Here is a 20202-nt window from a genome sequence, read left to right as displayed (position 1 = left end):
AATGAGTTTAGATAAACATAGAAATAGGGTTTAAATCTTTCTCTTCTAAAGGCTTTTCTAACCATCCCATTTTTACAGGAACGTCGTATAATCTTCCTTCTTTATTTCGCTTCCAAAAATGTCTAAGTCCAGGTACAAATACTTTTACGACATTTAAACCTATATCTGGGCGTGTTTGATCTAATACATGAAGTTCTAAGCCTAAAGCTTCTATTTTTGATTTACAATAGATTAAATCATCTTTTAAATCGTTGAAAATAGGTAGCTTAAAATCACTAAGTTTCGTTGCAGGTTTCGTTGTGTTTGGTAGTAAATAAGGTTGATTAATTAAGTTACAAGTTCTCCACCAATGTACTGTCTCAGGATCGTCATAATTGTATTCTCCAAGCGGCAACGAATCATCCATAGATGGCATCATTTGATTCAATTCAGTTAAAGCTCTTCGCAATGCTATTTCTGGATTTAAATGAGCAGCAGGAGCAAAGACTATATCTTGAAATTCAGTTCTATCATTTCTAGCAGATATTGCTATAAATGCGGGAATACCAGTATCTGCAGTTAAGTCTAGTACCCATAAATCTCTATTTCTTGATGTATGATATGCTACTAAATTATTAGCATAGGTATCATTAAAACTCTCTATATCTAATTTAGGCATGTTTAGTCTATTATACCACCAAAGACAAACGCTATCTCTTTCTATAAGTTCTAAGAATCCTTGAAGAATAGCTTCTTCTATTGTGTTTCCAGCAGCACAACCATTAGAATCTGGAGCATTATAAAAATCACTTTTAGCATTTTCTGGATGACTGTAGTAACAATATGCTGTAGGTATATATACGTAGTCTTTTCTGGTTAAAGACCATACAGGACTCCAGTCTATCTCTGCATCCTCATCTAATTTGTTTGGGATTACGTTAAAAAAACTACCTTCAGCATTAATAGCATCCCTATTTTTATATTGCGATTCACTAAAAAGCATACAAGAATTAGGATGTATTGCTTTGCCTTCTAGTTTATTGTATGTCGATTTTATTCTTGGTTCTTCATTTCTAAATACACCTGAGTATCTTTCGATTGCTTCACCTATAGCACTTACTTTTGCTTGAATTTCTGTACTTCCTTTACCACAACTATTGCTTCTTAAGTTTTTTTTAAGTGAAAAGAAGTTGGCCGTTTTTAAAGCCATATTTTGTCCAGAGATGTAAACATGTTGTAATTCATCGTTACTACTGGTAATTCGTTCAAGTTTATTTACAATACCAGAAATTGGGCTAATTAAGTGTTTATAATTGTTGTATGTTTCTGTAGCAGTGATTGATCTATGACCTCCATCTGTGAATTTCTTAATTCTAGATTGTATTTTTATCTTTTCTGGTAGTCTGTCATTATGTAAATATTTTTCTTCTCCGCATGTTTTACATTGAGGTCTTTTAACAATAGTATGATGTATTGTTTCAGTAGTAGAAAAATCAAAGGTGATGAGATCGTTTTTAATTTTTTGTTTATCAGTAACTAGTAAGAACTTAGAAATTTCCATTATAGTTAATTGATAAACCATTTTTATAGTAGCATTTGTACTACTATTACTAATGATAGGAGAGGAGATATACCCATTTTCTTTTAAATATACATCTACATCTCTATTAGCAACCAAACGTTGCAGCAAGCAATCAAAGCATGCGGTATCGTCTTTTTTGAATATTGGTCCAATCCATGCCTGAATACCATTTGGTTTACAAATAATAAAAGGAATATCTTTTTTCCATAATGCTCTAGCTTTTAATGCAAGTTCATTTTGTAAATAATCGTTTGTTATAAGTACAGCAAAGTTTTCATTTTCTTCTACAACATTAAAGTCCATATGATTAAGTTCCTTAGAAAATACTTCTGTAGTATAATCACCAAAACTGTAAATTTTAATTTTTGCATTACTCTTTTTTAATGCAACAGCAGATTCTTCTTCTGAAAATGAACTCCAAAAAGAAGATTCAGAATTAGATAATACGTTTTCTGCTTCAGAAATGTACTTTTTAGTTTCAAGTGAGGAGAGAATATAGTACACTTGACTCTTATCTACAACACCGTCAAGTTTTTCTATTATTTGAGATACTTCTAATTTGCCATCTAAATGTTTTACAACTTCAATTAAAGATTTACTAGTTAATAACTGGTGTCCAAATTCTGAACTTAAAATTAACTTATCGGTATCTATAATTGTAGGATGAATATGCTGCTTAAATCTGGGAGTTTTCATAAGTGAAACGATTAGGTTATAGTTCTTTAAAAATTTTGGCTTTGTTGTGTTTTTTCATGCTTAATTGAATATGGACTTGTATTACTTGAATACAAATCCATATAAAACAATCTAGCTACAAGAATTACTCGATGCACTAGATGCACAACTAGCACAAGAAGGAATTGTAAAACAAGTACTTGAAGTACTTTCACAACTTGCAGATGATTTTGAAGCTAAAGACTCATCCTTAATTTCATCTGAAACAGTAGGAAGTAATAAATACACATCTGTTTTTGTTGAATTAGGAATTTGAGAATTTTGAGGAGTTCCTTCAATTAGATGAATGTTTATTTCCTTAGGAAAAGATAATCCAGCATCTGTTAAGATTTTTTTTGGATTAGCAACATACTCTTTTTTGAAGTTTTCATCAGCTTGGGCTTTGGCAGTTACCTGCGTGATGATTTCTACGACTTGATTTTGATTCATCGTTTCTAAATTTTAATGATTAATTAATTATTTATCTCAAAGTTATCGATACAACTCGCTCATTATTTTAAGAATTGCTTTAAGACATTTTATATGAGCACGAGTGTATGTTATTAAGGTATAATTAGTGAAATATTGATATACAGCTATTTATGTTTCTTTTGTTTTAATAAGAACTGATTATGAGCTTTTGCGTGGCTTTATATATGCGTTTTTTGAAGCGTATTTTTGTAAATAAAAAGGAGAAAAAACCTGTTGACTTATGTACTGGTTTTCTAGACTTTTAAAGTCGAATCAACCAAATTAATGAATCTAATAAATAGAGGTGTAAAGTAAAAAGGAATTACAGTATCTTTTATTTCATAAAGAAATACTAAACCCTCTAAATCGCTATTTTAATAGGGAATCTTATACTTCAAAACTTATCCCATTAAAAGAGCCTATGATTATTTTTTTCTTCTATTTAAAAGTTTCTTTAACATCCAATTCGGTAGGATTATTAACAAATAATACCTACAAAAACTTGGTGTCCCCCCGAAAAACCAATAGTAAAAGAGTAGGGAAACTTAAAACTTTCTAAACCATGAAAAAAACACTTTTAAAACAATTACTCTATGCGCTTGTTATAGCTTTTGCTTTTACTGCTTGTGAAAAAGAAGTAGAAGTAGTTAACAATGAGAATGCAGATGTTGTAAACGCAAACAAATCACAAAAAAAGTCTAAGCCCAGCGAAATTGATCAAAAACTAGCTGAATATGTTAGAGAATACGGCGGAAAACGTGCTAAAGCTAATTTTTTAGGTAGAATTATAAATGAATATAATGAACCGATAAAAGGAGCAAAAGTAATTATAGCTGGTCAGGCAAAACAAACTGATGAAAACGGAATGGTATTCTTTACCGATGTAGAAGTACAGCAATATTTTGCACATATAAGAGCCTTCGCAGAAGATTATTTAGATGGTTCTAGAGTGTTAGTTCCTAATTTTGAGAAGAATAACCAAAATAACTTTACTATTAAACTTTTTAAATTCAAAGAAGTAGGAGTTATAAGCTCTGAAAAAGGGGGAAAAATAAGTTTTAAATCTAAAAAAGGAAAAGGCTATATATATTTTGATTCAGGATTTATGGATGAATCTGGAAACCCATACAATGGTAATGTAGCTGTAAGCCTTCATTACTTAGATCCTCTTAATCCAGATATAGCAAACACTATGCCTGGAGATTTATACGGTATTACACAAAACTTTGAACAAGTTGCTCTAGGATCTTATGGTATGGTTCAAGTAGAATTAAGAGGAGACTCTGGAGAGCAATTACAAATTAAAAATCCTGCTAAATTAATCATGCCAATTCATCCAGATCAAATAGCAACTGCTACTAACGAAGTACCTATGTGGTCTTTTAATGAATATGCAGGAGTTTGGTATGAAGAAACTATAGCTCAAAAAGATGGAAATTATTATGTTGCAGAAGTATCACACTTTTCTTTTTGGAATTGTGATGCACCTTTTCCTGTAGTTAATTTCTCTGCTACTGTTGTAGATGCTACAACATCTAACCCTTTAGCAGGATTAAAAGTAGAAATTACATATAATGGGTTTGCAAGGTTTGCTACCACAAACGCCAATGGATTGGTAAGCGGTAAAGTTCCTCAAAACCAAACGATGGAAATTAAAGTATTAGACAATTGTGGAAATGTACTATATCTAGATCCTTCTTTCGGACCATTTGCTGGTACAACAAATGTTATCATTCCAGTAACTTTAAATCCACTTCAAACTTTTACACTTTCAGGAACGGTTACTAATTGCTCTAATACAGCTGTTACCAATGGATATATAACACTTTCCTCTGCTACTGGACAGTATATAACAGGAATTGCAGTTACAGCAGGTACGTATAGTTATACTGGTATTGATTGTGTATTACCTTCAAATATTACAATTGATGGAGTAGATTTAACAACAGCACAAAGTGCAACAACGACAACCATTGTAAATGCTGGTGCTAATACTCAAAATTTAGTACTTTGTGGTGGACTTGCAAGTGAGTATATACGATATCGAGTAAATACAACAACTGGACCTTATGAATACGATTTAATACAACCTTTTGGAGCCATAAGAAATAGTAGTTTTCACCTTAGTGCATCTAATACTACAAGTGGTACTTATATTTTTGGAACTACACTAGCAGTTGGCGTTGGATATCCATTTGGTGTCATAGGTATAGAAAAGTTAGGGCATGTTAATGGTATAAATCCAAGTGCAACTATGGCGCTTCCAAATCCAATGACTTTTGACTTAGTATCAATTACTACAGGGCCAGGAGGAATAGGACAATACATTTCTGTAGACTTTGCAGGTAATTATGTAGACATTAATGGAAATACAAATACAATTGAAGGTCAAGCTCGTATTTATAGAGATTTTTAATCTAAATAATCTCATTAGTTAAAATATTGAGACTTAAAAATAGCTAAAGTGTCTATTTTTAAGTCTCTTTTTCTTTAAGCTAATCTATTATATAATGAGAAGAAGATAAGAGAGTAGTGATGTACACTTAGTAAATAATTACCTTTTTAGTTAAGATTTAAAATGTATGAAATAAGAAAGCTATTATTGTTAACAAGATTACGATTGTTGGCTATGAGAATACCATTGTTGTTAACAAGATTATAATTGTAAAGAAGAAGATCATAATTATTGTTAACGAGGTTCTAATTGTGTAAGGTGAGTAATAGATTGTTCTTAATAAGATTTGAAATGTAAGTGTTGAGAGTGCTATTGTGCTTAATTATGAGACTGTAGAGACTTAAAAATAGTGTCTTATAATTACTTGAGAATTTCTATGTCTTTTATTATAATATCGTAAAAAATAAAAGAGTTATCTTATTTTTGTCTTTTCATAAATTCTGAAGTTTGTTAGAGAAAAGACCCCAATTGCCCCAAACACAATTTATAAATACAGATTATTTTATATTCTGCTTAGAAGCTGTTCATGATATAGAGGTGGAAAATGTGACTCCAACACAACAAAAATTGGAAGAACTGACGATGGATTACGGTATTGCTAGTATTTATAAAACTTGTGATACTATAGAAGGTTTAGAAGAAAGTTTAAATGCTTTGGTATTAGATGATCATAATTTTAAAAATTATGAGATTATATACTTAGTTATGACTGGCGAAGCCAACAGTGTATGTTTAAATGGATATTTATATAATTTACAGGAAATTGCTGAGATTTTTGAAGGTCGATTAAATGACAAGATATTGCATTTTGCCAATTCAAAAGTGTTGGATTTAGATGAAGATGAAGCTCAATACTTTTTGGATATTACGGGTGCAAAAGCAATTTCTGGATATGGGAACCAATTTAATGGAATCGCTAGTTCAAATTTGGATAAAGTATTCTTTAATTTATTCAATGAAGATGACAATATGTTTGAGGTAGTTGAAGAATTACATCGAAAGCATTATAAACTTTGTAAACTCCTTGATTTTAGGTTGTATTATTAAACTAAGATTACTCAAAAAACTCTAGCTAAAGAATGTTGCTACTATTATTTCTATTACTATAGCTGCTACAATTCCAAATACAAATCCTTTCCAAAATCTATTTTTCATAATCTTAAATTTTAATTCTCCTGTAAAAGTACCAAAAATTAACCAAACCTATTTTTAAATTTCATAACAGTGTTTTCGATAACAGTATAACTATTTTTAAAAGTACTACGTGCGTTTTCTAGAAACGATAATAGGAGTGAAGTGGCAATGTGTATTGAATGGTTTAAAATATAAATAATACTTCTAAAACTTTATATTTGAATTATATAGATTTATAATATTAAATATGCCAAATTATAATTTTTATGATGTTTTTTCTTGGATAGATTTTGAAAGGTTTTCTCGAGATATAATACAAGAAAGAGAAGGTGTTGCTTTTGAATTAACCAAAATTGGAAAAGATAAAGGGATAGATTTCAAATATAAAACTGATAAAGTTTTTATTGTTGGTCAAGCAAAAAAGCGAAAGTATTATAAAGATTTTATTCGTGGTTTAAAACATGAAGAATTAAAAAAAGTTAAACGACTTAAACCAGATAGATATATAATAACGACTACATTAAGTCTATCTAATAGTCAAGTAGATGAAGTTTTTAAAATTTTCGATGGTTATATTATCTCAAAACAAGATATTTTAGGGAAAGATGAATTAAATGAATTATTAGAACAAAAAAAGTATAATGAAATAGAAAGGAGATACACTAAACTTTGGATTTCTAGCTCTAATATTTTACAAAATATTTTAGATGAAACGATTAATAGAAGACAGAAAAACTTAGTTCTTCAAGAACTTGATAAAATTAAGTCTGTATCTAAATTTTATGTGCAAAACTTAAGTTTTGATGAAGCTTTATCAGTAGTTAACAACGAAAATTATGTAATTATTTCTGGTACAGCAGGAAGTGGTAAAACTACTTTAGGTAGAATGCTAATTCTTTTTTATATGAAAAAAGAATATGAATTAGTAATGGTAACTGATAATATTTCACAGGCCTATGAGGCTCGTTATACAGATAAAAAACAAGTCTTTTTCTTTGATGATTTTTTGGGTAGTTTCCAATTTGATGATAAAATGGTTGGCGGTAGAGATTTAGATTCTCTAAATAAATTTATTGATTGGGTTAAAAAGTCAAAAAATAAAATATTGATTTTAACAACTCGTGAGTATATTTTCCGAAGAGGACAAGTAAAGTTTAAAGAGCAATTAAACAACGAGATATTTGATTTGAAAAAATGTATTGTGGATGTCTCTAAATATACTAGATATGAAAAGGCTGAAATATTATTCAATCATTTGTATTATTCTGAAATAGACCTAGAAGAAATTACATTTTTTAAGGATAAAAAGTATTACAATACTATAATTTTACATTCAAATTATAGCCCCAGATTAATTGAAGATGCTACATTTAAGTTTGAACTGAATGATTTTACTTATAGACATCAAGGAAGTTTTTATCATTGGTTCAAAAACTATTTAGATGACCCGTTTTCTTATTGGGAAAAACTTTTTGATAAACAATCTGTTGCTTCTCAATTGCTATTATTAAACCTTTTTATTTCATGTGAACCGTTAGAAATAAACCTATTGAAATTGTCTTTTGATAACGTTAGTAAAGTTTATAAAAAACAGTTTGATAATCTTAAAATTACGCCAAACACTTTTAAGGAGTCTCTTAAAGAGCTTTTAGATACATTTATAAATATACATGAAGATGATTATAATAATACACTTGTAAGCTTTCAAAATCCTTCTGTAAATGATTTTTTATTAAAATATTTACGGGAAAGACAAGATGTTATCTCTTTTCTGATTGAAGGAGCTACATTTTGGAATCAACTCACTTTTGTTTTTACAACCAATTTTAAGTACAAACCAAACAATAAATATGCTAATAGATTTGGTGAAACTATTGAAGAAATTAATGATGAAAGATATGTTGGTGGAGAAAAAATATTACTTGAATATAACAATGCTGAAATATTAGAAAATAAGATTATTAAAGATTTTGATAGATTAAAGTTTAGTAACATTAAAGAAAAAGAATTTATCGGTGGATTCACATTTTTTAGTTGCTTAGAGACTATTAAAATTTCAAAACTAATAGACATAGCTATATTTTTTGATATTAATAAAAATTTAGAATTGAAAGAGTTTATTTTAAATAAAGCTGAAAATATCTTTAATAATTTTAAGGAAGAAAATAAAAGGAAGTATGTATTCATGAAAAATTTCCCTAGTTTAATTAGAGTAATTAAAAGTTTTATATCTGACCCTTCTCCTGAAGAAATTGTTAAAATGTATAGATCTACTATTTTTTACAGTATTGATTATTATGGGCTAGGTATTTTAAAAGAGATTTATAATGAGGAGTGTAAAGAATATTTTGAAAAAGAAATAAAATCAATAAAAACTGATATTAAAAAACATATTATAGATGATTTAGAATGGCATGATGCTGAAGACGGTTACGAATCAGATAGAATACAAGAAATAATTGAATATTCCGAAGATATTTTCAAAAAGTTTGGTATGCGTATGACCAAAAAATTCAAAGAAAAAATGGAATTAGCGGCATTTGAAGGTTTTCCAAGAAAACATTATAGTCCTTGGAAATGGAGTGTTAAAAAAACTTCAAAAGAAGAGAAAAAGCAAAGAAAACTAAAGTTAAAAGAAAGAGAAAAAGAAGAAAAAGAGATTGAAAACTTATTTAATCAAGTAAATGAAAAGAAACCAATAGATGCTTTAATTGATTTTGAAAAAAGAATAAAGGAGAGTAAAGTTGATTACTTCAATAGATTTTTAGAATCAATTTTTGGAGATAATTTCACATTCAATAGTATATTTATTAAATTAAAATCTTTAGCATTTAAATCATTAATAGATTTTAAAGAAAACTTTACGATTAATTATTTAAAGGAAAACTTTTTTGATAATGATAAGTTTGAATCTGAAGAAGAAGTTATTAATGTATTAAACAAAATAAATCCAATATTAATTGAATATAATTTAAGATATAGGTTTGGAAATAATAACCTTAGAGATTACTTAGCACTTTTGTATATAAATAATGATATGAATGCTGATGTAAGAAAGGAGTTTTTAACTGATGAATACAAAGAAATTTATCTTTACAATGATCATACTGATTCGGGTTTTTGGGAAATGTGGTTGTCTATTAATCAAGATGTATTTGTAAATGAATTTGTAAGGGTTGAATGGAATAGTTTTAAAGAAGATCTTAAATTTAAAAATATATCTAATAATTTGGGTTTATTTTTAGCAATAACAAAATATGCAGAACAGACTTTTAACATTGGAATAGATACTAAAACAAATAAAATGGAAAGTTTGGGAATAAGTGGTGGGAGTGGAGCCTTATCTGATATATTTAGATTTTATGATAAAGAAGATTTATTTGATTTACCTGAATTATTTTTTGATTCTAATTCTTATGATAAAGAATATAAAGAGCCCAAGTTTTTGAAAATAAATAAAATTATGCATAACGATATTAGTAATTACATAAAATCAAATTTTGGGGCTTATAAACATCGATTTTTTCATAATGATGAGTATTTAAATGAACATTTTCAAAATATTTTATGTTACGATATTGATTTATATAAAGAAACTTACAATGAATCAATTTTATTAGGCCTATTAGAAAAAGCTGGATTAATAGAATCAAATTATAATTTAATAAAAGAATTAAACACCTTTTTTGAAGAATTGATTTAGTAATAGAGGTTCTTATGTTTTAATTATTGTTTAAATACTATGTTAAATAGGAAATATAATAAGGAGGGAAGCATATTCAATAATTCTTACAATATCTCTAACTCAAGAGCTTATTAACATTGGTTTTATATAGTTTACCAATTGGTATAGTATAATTTTCAATGAATATTCTATTTCCATCAATTCTTTTAATGTATTTTGTTGCAATGGCAAATGATTTGTGTACTTGTAGAAAGTCTTTTACAGGTAATGAATTCAATATGTCAGATATTTTTTCTCTTAATGTAATTGTTTCATCTTTAGAAACGATTTTAGTATAATTTCCTGCAGCTTCTATAAATAGAATAGTGTTCACTTCTATTTGTATGTAAGATTTATTCTGACGAAAAAATATACGCTTTGATGAAGTATCATTTCCCTCAGAAATTGAATTATTGGTATTTATGCCTTCTGTGTCTGTAACTTTGTTTACAGCCTTTAAAAAGCGCTCAAAACTAAATGGTTTTAATAAATAATCTTGTACGTTAAGTTCATAGCCTTCTAGCGCAAACTCACTATAAGCCGTAGTTACAATAACTTTAGGAGGAGAAGATAAGGTCTTTAAAAAATCAAATCCTTTAAGCTTTGGCATATTGATGTCTAAAAAAATTAAATCAACTTGATGTGAATTTAGATATTCTAGAGCTTCTAAAGCGCTATAACAGTTTTTTTCTAGCTTCATATGAGGGAGCATATCACAATATTCCATTATAATTTTGTGAGCTATATGCTCATCATCAATAATTAAATAACGCATCATTTTAACTTTAAAGACAATTTAACAGTATATATATTGTCGGTTACATCAAAAAAGAGAGAATACTTCTTCGGATAGACTAATTCTAATCTTCGCTTTAAATTTTTCAAACCAATTCCAATAGTATTTAGTGATTCTTGTACTTCAAAATTGTTTTGAATCATAAAACTTACTTCATGTTCACTTTCAATTAAGTTTATATGAATATAAGCGTTTTTATCCAAGTTTTCTAAACCATGTTTAAAAGCATTCTCTACTAAAATGATAAATAGTAAAGGCATAATTCTAGCCTGTGGGTTTTCAACTTTATGATTAAATTGTACATCAGACTTTTTATGGTAACGAATGTCTTGAAGTTCAATATAGTTGTTTATGTATTTAATTTCATCTTCTAAGCTTACCCAATCTTTTTCTCCTTCATAAATACTGTATCGCATCATATCAGAAAGTTTGAGCACCATGTCCCTCTCTTTAGAATCTTTTTCCATTAAGCCATATAAGTTATTAAGCGTATTGAAGAAGAAATGCGGATTTACCTGACTTTTTAAATGCAGTAACTCTGTTTTTGTTTTTTCATTCTTTAATTTAATAATGGATTTGATTTGTTTAAATATCCAATAAGCTACTGTAATAAACACAAGAATAAAGTATAAAGCAACAAATTCTACAAACCCTTCTTTTTTACCGAAAGTGTCATTAAATATTACGAGAATGAAACCTATAATTACAAGCGCTATTTTATAAAACCGCATTATAAATTTCATTTTACTATCTGATATTTTCAACTTCATAAGCCAATATTACTTAAATAAACAGCCTCGTGCAAATTAGTTGACAAACGATAGATTCACAGATTTAAACTATCATTTAACTGGGGTAAAGTGCGTTTGTATACTATACAAGTATTTGTGTCACACCTAATCATATGTGTATCCCATTTTATTTCGCGTGAAAGGCATGCTCTATAAGTTTGTGTCAAATAATCAATTAAAAAACGTACACTATGAGACTCATTATAGACAATCTATCAAAAACCTATGCTAATGGAGTTAAAGCGCTTCAAAATATTTCTTTGGAAATTCCTGTAGGAATGTATGGCTTATTAGGTCCAAATGGAGCAGGGAAATCTACTTTAATGAGAACCATCGCAACTTTACAAGATGCAGATCAAGGCTCTATAAAACTTGGAGATATAGATGTTTTAGTACAGAAAAATGAGTTGCGACAAGTTTTAGGCTATTTGCCACAACAATTTGGTTTGTATCCTAAAATTTCTGCTGAAGTATTATTGAATCATTTTGCGGTACTTAAAGGCATTTCTAATAAAGGAGAACGTAAAGAAGTAGTAAAAGCACTTTTGCATAAAACTAATTTATATGAGGTACGGCATCAAAATCTCAAAGGTTATTCTGGTGGTATGAAACAGCGTTTTGGTATTGCGCAAGCCTTACTGAATAATCCTAAATTACTTATTGTTGATGAACCCACAGCAGGGTTAGATCCTGTAGAACGTAACCGATTTTATAATGTATTAAGTGAACTAGGCGAGCATACAGTTGTTATTTTATCTACACATATTGTTGATGATGTTAAGGAACTTTGTACAAACATGGCTATTATTAATCAAGGACAAGTTTGCTTACAAGGAAATCCATTGCAAATACTGGAAAAACTAAAAGGAAAAGTCTATAGAAAAACAATTGAAAAGTCTGAATTAAATCTGTACAAACAAAACTATCAGGTCATCAGTGAAAAATTATTTTTAGGAAAACCTACCATTCATATTTTAAGTGATAAAAATCCTAGTAATGGTTTTTCTCTTATTAATGCAGAACTAGAAGATGTCTATTTCTCGGAAATATTCAATACTACTAACACGAAAGCTAATTAATTATGTGGTATACTATTTTTAAGTTCGAATTACAATACCGTATTAAACGACCAGATACTTATATATTCTTCCTATTTCTATTATTATTTTCAATAGTTGGTGTAGATTTTATTTTTCAAGGTGTCGATTTTGGATTAATGAAAAGAAACTCACCTATAGTAGTTGCAAAAACTATGGGAGCCATTACAGGTCTTTTCATGATGTTAGCATCAATGATTATGGGCGTTTCTATATTACGAGATTTTGAATATCAAATAGAGTCATTAATGTATTCAACTCCAATCCGTAAAAAAGATTACTTATTAGGTCGGTTTTTAGGTTCATTTACTATATTATTATTTGTGTTTTCAGGTATTTTATTCGGAATGATATTAGGTGAATTTATGCCTTGGAATAATCCAGGTGACTTGCTCGCTTTCAATGTAGTTGTTTATATAAAGACGTTTTTAATAATAACCTCGCCAACCTTATTTTTTGGAGCAGCACTTTTTTTTGTAACTGGTGCTTTAAGTAGAAATTTAGTAGTAGTTTATACGCAAGGAATCTTTGTATTTGTAGCATTTATGCTAACCAAAGCTATTACTAATGATTTTTGGCAGGCCATTTTAGATCCGTTCTCTTTAACGACAACGAGTTTTGTTACAGCGTCTTGGTCAGGTTTAGAAAAGAGTACACAAAGTATTCCTTTTGTTGGAGTACTCATGTATAATAAGCTGTTTTGGTTTTCTCTTGGAATAATAGCACTGATTTATGGTTATAAAAAATTCAACTTTACTATTGTAAACGAGAAGCGAAGCAAAAGAAAACAAGTATTAGGTGTTAAAACTCCTAATGAGAATAGTGATATTGTTATACCAAACACTAAAAAACACTATGGTTTACGATCAAAATGGATACAATTAAAACAGTTTTCATGGTTTTATTTTGTAAGCATTTGTAAACAATCATCATTTTGGGCAATTGTTGTTTGTGGGATGATTATCATCCTTATCAACTCTGTAAATCTGGGTACTGTATATGGTGTTGATAGTTATCCAACTACGTATTTTATTATAGAAGAGCTCCAAGAAACGTCTATCTACTTTTTCATTATCATTTTAGTATTCTATTCTGGAGAATTAGTATGGAAAGAAAGAGGAGTAAAGTTAGATCTAATTTATGATGCCACACCAATGTCTAGCTTTGTTAAGCTAATGGGTAAGTATATCGGTTTAAACTTAATTTATATTGTATTAATGTTTGCATTGATATGTTCTGGAATTATATTTCAAACATTAAGTGGATATTATAAATATGAACTTCAAGTCTATTTTTATGGCTTCTTTCTAGAAATTCTACCGTTTTTAGCATTATATACATATATCGCTTTTTTCATACAATCAGTTGTTAATCATAAATTTGTAGGCATTATGTTGGTCATTGTATTTTTTATTACCAACATAGCACTAAGTTTAGTTGGTTTTAATCATGTTCTATACTTTTTTGGAGGCAACTCTTTAGGAACATATTCTGATATGAATGGTTATGGTCATTTTTTAAAACCGTATGTAATCATCAAATCGTATTGGTTTCTTTTCGGAATGCTATTGTTAATTATTGCTTCTTTAGTATATGTTAGAGGTACAGAAACTAATTTGTTAAGGCGAATAAAAGCTAGCAAATACAGAATGAGTAAATCTCTTTTAAAATTTACAAGTATAGTTCTTTTGATGTTTGTAATAGTTGGAAGTTTTATCTTTTACAATACTAATATCTTGAATACTTATTGGACAAATTCTGAAGCCACAGCCTTTAGAGTTGCTTATGAAAAAGAGCTCAAGCAATTTGAATATATACTACAACCTAAATTGATAGATGTAAATCTACAAATGGAATTATTTCCATCAACTAGAAACTATACTGTAGCAGGGAATTATATATTGAAAAATACAACTTCAGAAAATATTATATCAATACATATTCAAAAACTTATTGAAGAGAATGTTACATTAGATAGTATTGCTTTTGAAGGCGGGTATACAATCGATAATCGCTATAAAAAATTTGATTACTCAATCTTTAATCTGAATAAAGCTTTAAAGCCAGGAGACACTATAAAAATGTATTTTAAGCAACGTTTTTCTACTAATGGATTTACATCTAATAACGCAAATGTAAACATCAATCATAATGGAACATTTTTCAATAATACAGATTTACCTACAATAGGTTATAATAGAAAATATGAACTTAAAGATGTAGATAAACGTAAAGATTATAAATTGCCTATTCGCCCTAATAAAGCAGATATAGAAGACATAAACGAACTTGTAAACGCAAGATCAGGAGGTGATTCTGATGGTATAAATTTTGAAATGATTATCGGAACTTCAAAAGATCAAACAGCTTTGGTTCCTGGAAATTTATTAAAACAATGGACAGAAAATAATCGCAGTTATTTTCATTATAAGATGAATATTCCAATAATTAATTTTTTCTCAATAGTTTCAGCAACGTACGACTTAAAAAAAGATTCTTGGAAAGATAATCATACTACTATTTCAAAGCCTGTTAATCTTGAAATTTACTATCATAAAGAACATACTTATAATATTGATAGAATGATGATTGCTATGAAAGCATCTCTCAACTATTACAGTAAAAATTTTAGTCCGTACCAATATGAACAATTACGTATTATGGAATTTCCTCGTTATGCAAAATTTGCCCAATCGTTTCCAGGAACCATTCCGTTTTCAGAATCAATAGGTTTTGTATTGGATGTAGATGATAAAAAGGATGTAGATATGGCTTTCTATGTAACAGCACATGAAATTGCGCATCAATGGTTTGGTATGCAGGTAGAGGCAGCAAATGTAAAGGGACGACATTTTATCTTAGAAACGTTATCGCAATACGCTGCAATGATGGTTTTAAAACAGGAATATTCCGAAGATAAGTTGCTTCAGTTTATAGAAATTCAAAAAGAAGATTATAAAGAAGGAAAAGATAGAGAAGCAGCTAATGAGCCATCGCTTGCTTTAGTAGAAAACCAAGATTATGTGTACTATGCTAAAGGATCAATTAATATGTATCAATTTCAAAAAAAAATAGGAGAGGAGAACGTAAATAAAGCCTTAAAAAGCTTTCTTGAAGATTGGAACACTATAAATGGTAAACTAAAAATGACGACAAACAGATACGCCACATCACAAGATTTATTAGGCTATTTTAGGCAGGTGACACCAGATTCACTTCAGTATATTATATCTGATTTATTTGAAAAAGTTATACCCTTGGAGCAGGAATAATAAGTTTAATCCTTGTTTTTTAGTTTTATAGATGAATTCAAAAGGTTCAATACATCGATATATACCTTGATGTATTGAGCCTTACGGTTTTTATAAGTAATCTGTTTTATCAATAAAATAACGTTGTGGTTAAATACCATACAAGTGTATAGAATTTTAGAGCGTTGATTTGAGCCAGGGAAAATTTTGTGTTCTTGCGGAAATCTTAACGAGAATATCCTAAAAAAATGTAATGGAATACTCTTTGCCTGAAGCGACGATAGGAGTGAAGTGGGAATATTCCCTATAATGTTTAATTAATTACGGAAATCCATAAGTTTTTAAATGTTAAAATTCATTAGATTTGTTAAATTACGAACTATCTAATACAACTATTTATGGCTTACGAATTATCTGACTTAAAAATGGCTTATAAGAAGCTAAAATCTTATATCTATTATGATAATACAGATATTTTACTCCGTAAACAATTAGTTGAGTTTGAAACGAATAAAACTAAAGACATAAATACTTTATTTGGTTCTAGTCCAAAGCCATATAAGTTTGAAAATATTTTTACTATAGGTCGAAAAATACCAGTAAATGAAAAACTAGAGGTTTTAACTAAAATGCTAAATGAATATGGAGAGTCAGAAGAGTCAATAGAGTTTTTTGATTATTTGTTTTCAAAATTAAGTGTTAATTTTTTTCCAAAAAAAATAAAAAATAGTGATATAGAATTAGACCCTAATTTTATAAGTAATGTGAGGGTTTCTATGAATTACGAATTAGAAAGGGTTACTAGTTTTGTAAACGCGCCAATTGAATTTCATATAATTAGTGTTTTATGGATAATGGATAGAGGTTATCAATTAGATTCAAAATTATCAGATTCTTGTTATGGAAATAGATTATTATTAAACGGAGATAAGGACAATGTTGTTCAAGGTTCGGGACTATTTAAGCCATATTTTAATCAATACCAAAGTTGGAGAGATGATTCTGTAACTACGGCTACAGAGTTGTTAGATAAAAATAAAAATGTACTTTTTATAAATTTAGATATAAAAGATTATTTTCATTCAGTTAGGATGAAAGTAAATGACGTTTTTGGAAATAATGATTATGATAAATTAAGCTTATTTATGAAGCGTCTCCACATTGATTACACTCTACAAATATCCTCTAAATATCAAGTGCCTGAAAATTTCACAAGTGAAATAATCAATGAGAATAATGAAGTAGTCAAAGTAATACTACCTATAGGTTTATTGTCCTCATATATCTTAGCTAATGATTATTTAAAAAACTTTGATAAAGAAATTGAACATATAATAAAACCGGCTTTTTATGGCAGATATGTTGATGATATTCTAATGGTAATTTCTCCATCTGCTATGCTAGATGAAGATGATAATCTAATTGAATTATCCAGTAAAGGTTATTCTAAAACAGAAAGAATAATTTCTGAGATTTTTGAACCAATTATCAAAGTATATAAAGATGAGAAAAAGAAAGTAAATAATTTTAAATTAAGTTCATATGAATCTTTATTCTGCCAAAGCGCAAAGTCTCTGGTTTATTACTTTAAACATTCTGAATCCTCATTAGTAATTGATAAGCTTAAAAAAGAACTGGATGAACGTTCAAGCGAGTTTAGAGATATTCCATTAGATACTTCAGATGATTCTTTTGAGAAAAGTGCATATCATCTGTTATATGATAATTCAGAAGGAAAAATCAGAACTTTAAAAGATTACAAGGAAGATAGATTTGGTTTAACCGTTTTTTTATCTACAAAAATTTTTACTGCGTTACGTCAACAAAAACAAATACCAAGTGAAGAAATAGATAAGATTTTAAAGTTTTTTAAAGGTGAAAACTGTATTGATTTTTATAGAATGTGGGAGAAAATATTTACTTTATTTTTAGTAAATAATAACGCTAAAGCTTATGTAGATTTTTATTTACATTGTGTTGAACAAATAGATAAAATTTCTAATAATGATAGACGTAAAAAACATATTATAGATACCAAGGTTGAACATGAATATGTCTCAAATACATTGATTGAATATTTAGATTCTGCTCACGAAATAGCTTTATCATTAAACCCTAATTTTCTTAAAAAAGCAAAAAAGGCTTCATTACATTTTGAATTTCAATGTAAAAAATTAGAAACCACTAGTTATATTTTCTTTTTTTCTAGGTTTGAACCAACAAACCCAAAATCATTTTGGTTACAAAGGTATAGAGAATCAAATATGGTTAGAGATAAATATATTGTTCAACCGTTATTAAACTATACCAAAATGTCTAAAAAGGGCTGGCAAGATTTGACTAGTCTTAATATTGATTATACAGATTATATTTTAGATGATTATCTTTTAGAAAATTCTCCTAGACCTATTAGATTTTGGGAATGTTCTTTAGCATATGCATTTAAATCGTTTGGAGAAGTTTCTGAAATAACAAATGATAGTATAAAGCAAACAATATTAAGTTCTTATATAGAAAGTAATGGTGATGAAGTTAAGTCAAAAAAGTTTTATTTAGATAAAGTTTATGAACTTTACACTAAACTAAATCAAAATCATTTACCTCTTTATAAATTTGATGATTCGTTAAAAAACAAATTTTATAAGTATGAATTTGAAAATTCAGATATTAATAATGATATAGATATTGTTGAAATAACGACAAATAATGACGAAAAAGTAATAAGTAACCCTAAAATTGCTTTTGCAAATACTAGAGTTTGGGAGAATAATATTGTTTCTTCTTTAAGAGGAAAACCAAATATTAACCAAAAAAGATATCAAGAATTTGCTGGCATTTTGAAAAAAGCTAGAGTTGAAAAAACTGATATACTTTTATTTCCAGAGTTTTTTATTCCAATTAATCTTTTATCAAGTCTTGTTAGATTTTCAGAAAGAAATCAAGTTCAATCAAGTTTAGGATTAGAGCATATAACAATTAATAATCAAGCATTTAATTTTGTTGTAACTATACTTCCTGTTGTTGTGAACGGAATAAAAGATGCTGTCGTTGTCTTCAGGCTGAAGAATCACTACGCTCATATTGAAGAATTAATGATAGAAGGTAATCATTATAAAGTTCCTAAACCTAATCCACTACGTTATGATATAATTAACTGGAACAATATCTATTTTTCTATTTTTTATTGTTTTGAACTTGCAAACGTATACCATAGGTCTTTAATGAAAAGTAAAATTGATTTAATGATTGGTATAGAATGGAATAAAGACACTCCTTATTTTTCAAATATTGTTGAAGCAACATCTAGAGATATTCATTCATATTTTGCACAAGTTAATACATCACATTTTGGGGATACAAGACTAACTCGCCCCTCTAAATCGGCAATTAAAGATATTTTAAGGTTAAAAGGAGGAGATAATGACGCTATATTAATAGCACAGATAAATATAGAAAGCCTTAGAGAGTTTCAAAGAACTAAATTTGCTTTTTCAAAAGATTCAGTCAATTATAAACCCTTACCACCAGACTTTAATGTAGAGAATGTTATTAAAAGAATGGAGAATAAATCAATCTTATAGCATTCTGTGGAAAAATAAATTGTCATACAAGAGTTTATTAAATCTGAATTAATCAGCATTATTGATTTAAAGTTGATTAAAAAACTAAATGGGAGGGTTAGTGTGAATTTTAAAATTGAAAATAAAATCACAAAATTCTTCTATAAGCATTATTATTTCTATGAAAAAGAATATTATTAAAAAATGAAAAAATAACTTAATCAAACAATTAATCATTTAAAAAGTGAATTAATTATAAGTCCTAAAGGCACTATATCTACAATTATGTGTAAATAGCCTGAAAAACGGCTATACATAAATTACTATATATTTGAACTATAATTAATATTATGTTAAATAGAATATTTAAAAACCTCTATTCTCTTCTAAAATTCATAAAACTTAAAAATTCGACTACTTTTAGGACCATTACATGAATTATAATGTTTAAAGAGCTTTTTTTAAACTAAAAACTAATAGTACTTATCACAAGTATTCAATAACCAAACAAAATAATTTTTTTGATAATTAATTACTCACAGAATTCTATAGGCATAATCTATTTAACATAATATTAATTGTTATAGAGTTAAAATGTTATAAAATAGTTTTTTTAAAAATTATGCACTCGTACATCGTTTTGCAACA

Annotated in this window: 10 protein-coding genes; 6 read left to right on the top strand and 4 right to left on the bottom strand. The window is 28.1% G+C overall.

What is annotated here, in order from left to right; translation table 11 throughout:
* Positions 1–7: 7 nt before the first annotated feature.
* Complete coding sequence (locus ACKTTC_RS08620) at positions 8–2257, bottom strand: TOMM precursor leader peptide-binding protein (protein WP_408039403.1); 2250 nt, start codon at positions 2255–2257, stop codon at positions 8–10.
* Between the two features lie 111 nt (positions 2258–2368).
* The gene (locus tag ACKTTC_RS08615; RefSeq protein WP_408039402.1) at positions 2369–2725 is read right to left on the bottom strand and encodes an NHLP leader peptide family RiPP precursor; all 357 of its coding nucleotides are present in this window, start codon (positions 2723–2725) and stop codon (positions 2369–2371) included.
* A 583-nt stretch (positions 2726–3308) separates the two neighbouring features.
* Between ACKTTC_RS08615 and ACKTTC_RS08610 the strand changes: the two genes are divergently transcribed.
* The 3 genes from ACKTTC_RS08610 (at position 3309) to ACKTTC_RS08600 (ending at position 10038) form a co-directional block, all read left to right on the top strand.
* Positions 3309–5162 (top strand): hypothetical protein, encoded by a 1854-nt coding sequence (locus ACKTTC_RS08610; RefSeq protein WP_408039401.1) that lies wholly within the window; start codon positions 3309–3311, stop codon positions 5160–5162.
* A 486-nt stretch (positions 5163–5648) separates the two neighbouring features.
* Positions 5649–6248: a DUF6642 family protein gene (locus ACKTTC_RS08605; RefSeq protein ID WP_408039400.1), complete on the top strand. Its 600-nt coding sequence runs from the start codon at positions 5649–5651 to the stop codon at positions 6246–6248.
* Between the two features lie 334 nt (positions 6249–6582).
* Entirely contained in the window at positions 6583–10038 is a 3456-nt protein-coding gene (locus ACKTTC_RS08600; protein ID WP_408039399.1) for an nSTAND3 domain-containing NTPase, read from the top strand.
* A gap of 97 nt (positions 10039–10135) precedes the next feature.
* On the opposite strand, the gene ACKTTC_RS08595 is transcribed toward ACKTTC_RS08600, so the two are convergent.
* Together ACKTTC_RS08595 and ACKTTC_RS08590 are read right to left on the bottom strand one after the other, a co-directional pair.
* Positions 10136–10837 (bottom strand): LytR/AlgR family response regulator transcription factor, encoded by a 702-nt coding sequence (locus ACKTTC_RS08595; protein ID WP_408039398.1) that lies wholly within the window; start codon positions 10835–10837, stop codon positions 10136–10138.
* A complete protein-coding gene (locus tag ACKTTC_RS08590) occupies positions 10834–11586 on the bottom strand; it encodes a sensor histidine kinase (RefSeq protein WP_408039397.1) in 753 nt (250 codons plus the stop codon). Before ACKTTC_RS08590 ends, ACKTTC_RS08595 begins: the two co-directional genes overlap by 4 nt.
* Before the next feature lie 251 nt (positions 11587–11837).
* Here ACKTTC_RS08590 and ACKTTC_RS08585 point away from each other — a divergent pair, with 251 nt between their 5' ends.
* The 3 genes from ACKTTC_RS08585 to ACKTTC_RS08575 all read left to right on the top strand — a co-directional run bounded on the left by ACKTTC_RS08585 (position 11838) and on the right by ACKTTC_RS08575 (position 19575).
* On the top strand, positions 11838–12725 hold the full coding sequence (locus tag ACKTTC_RS08585; protein WP_408039396.1) for an ABC transporter ATP-binding protein: 888 nt from the start codon (positions 11838–11840) through the stop codon (positions 12723–12725).
* Between the two features lie 2 nt (positions 12726–12727).
* Entirely contained in the window at positions 12728–16015 is a 3288-nt protein-coding gene (locus ACKTTC_RS08580) for an ABC transporter permease/M1 family aminopeptidase (RefSeq protein ID WP_408039395.1), read from the top strand.
* 377 nt (positions 16016–16392) lie between these two features.
* Positions 16393–19575, top strand: a complete 3183-nt coding sequence (locus tag ACKTTC_RS08575; protein WP_408039394.1) for an RNA-dependent RNA polymerase family protein — start codon at positions 16393–16395, stop codon at positions 19573–19575.
* Positions 19576–20202: the final 627 nt, after the last annotated feature.

Origin of the sequence: Tenacibaculum amylolyticum, from assembly GCF_964511145.1 — a bacterium.
Classification (GTDB): domain Bacteria; phylum Bacteroidota; class Bacteroidia; order Flavobacteriales; family Flavobacteriaceae; genus Polaribacter; species Polaribacter amylolyticum.
This window is presented reverse-complemented; position numbering and strand designations above follow the sequence as displayed.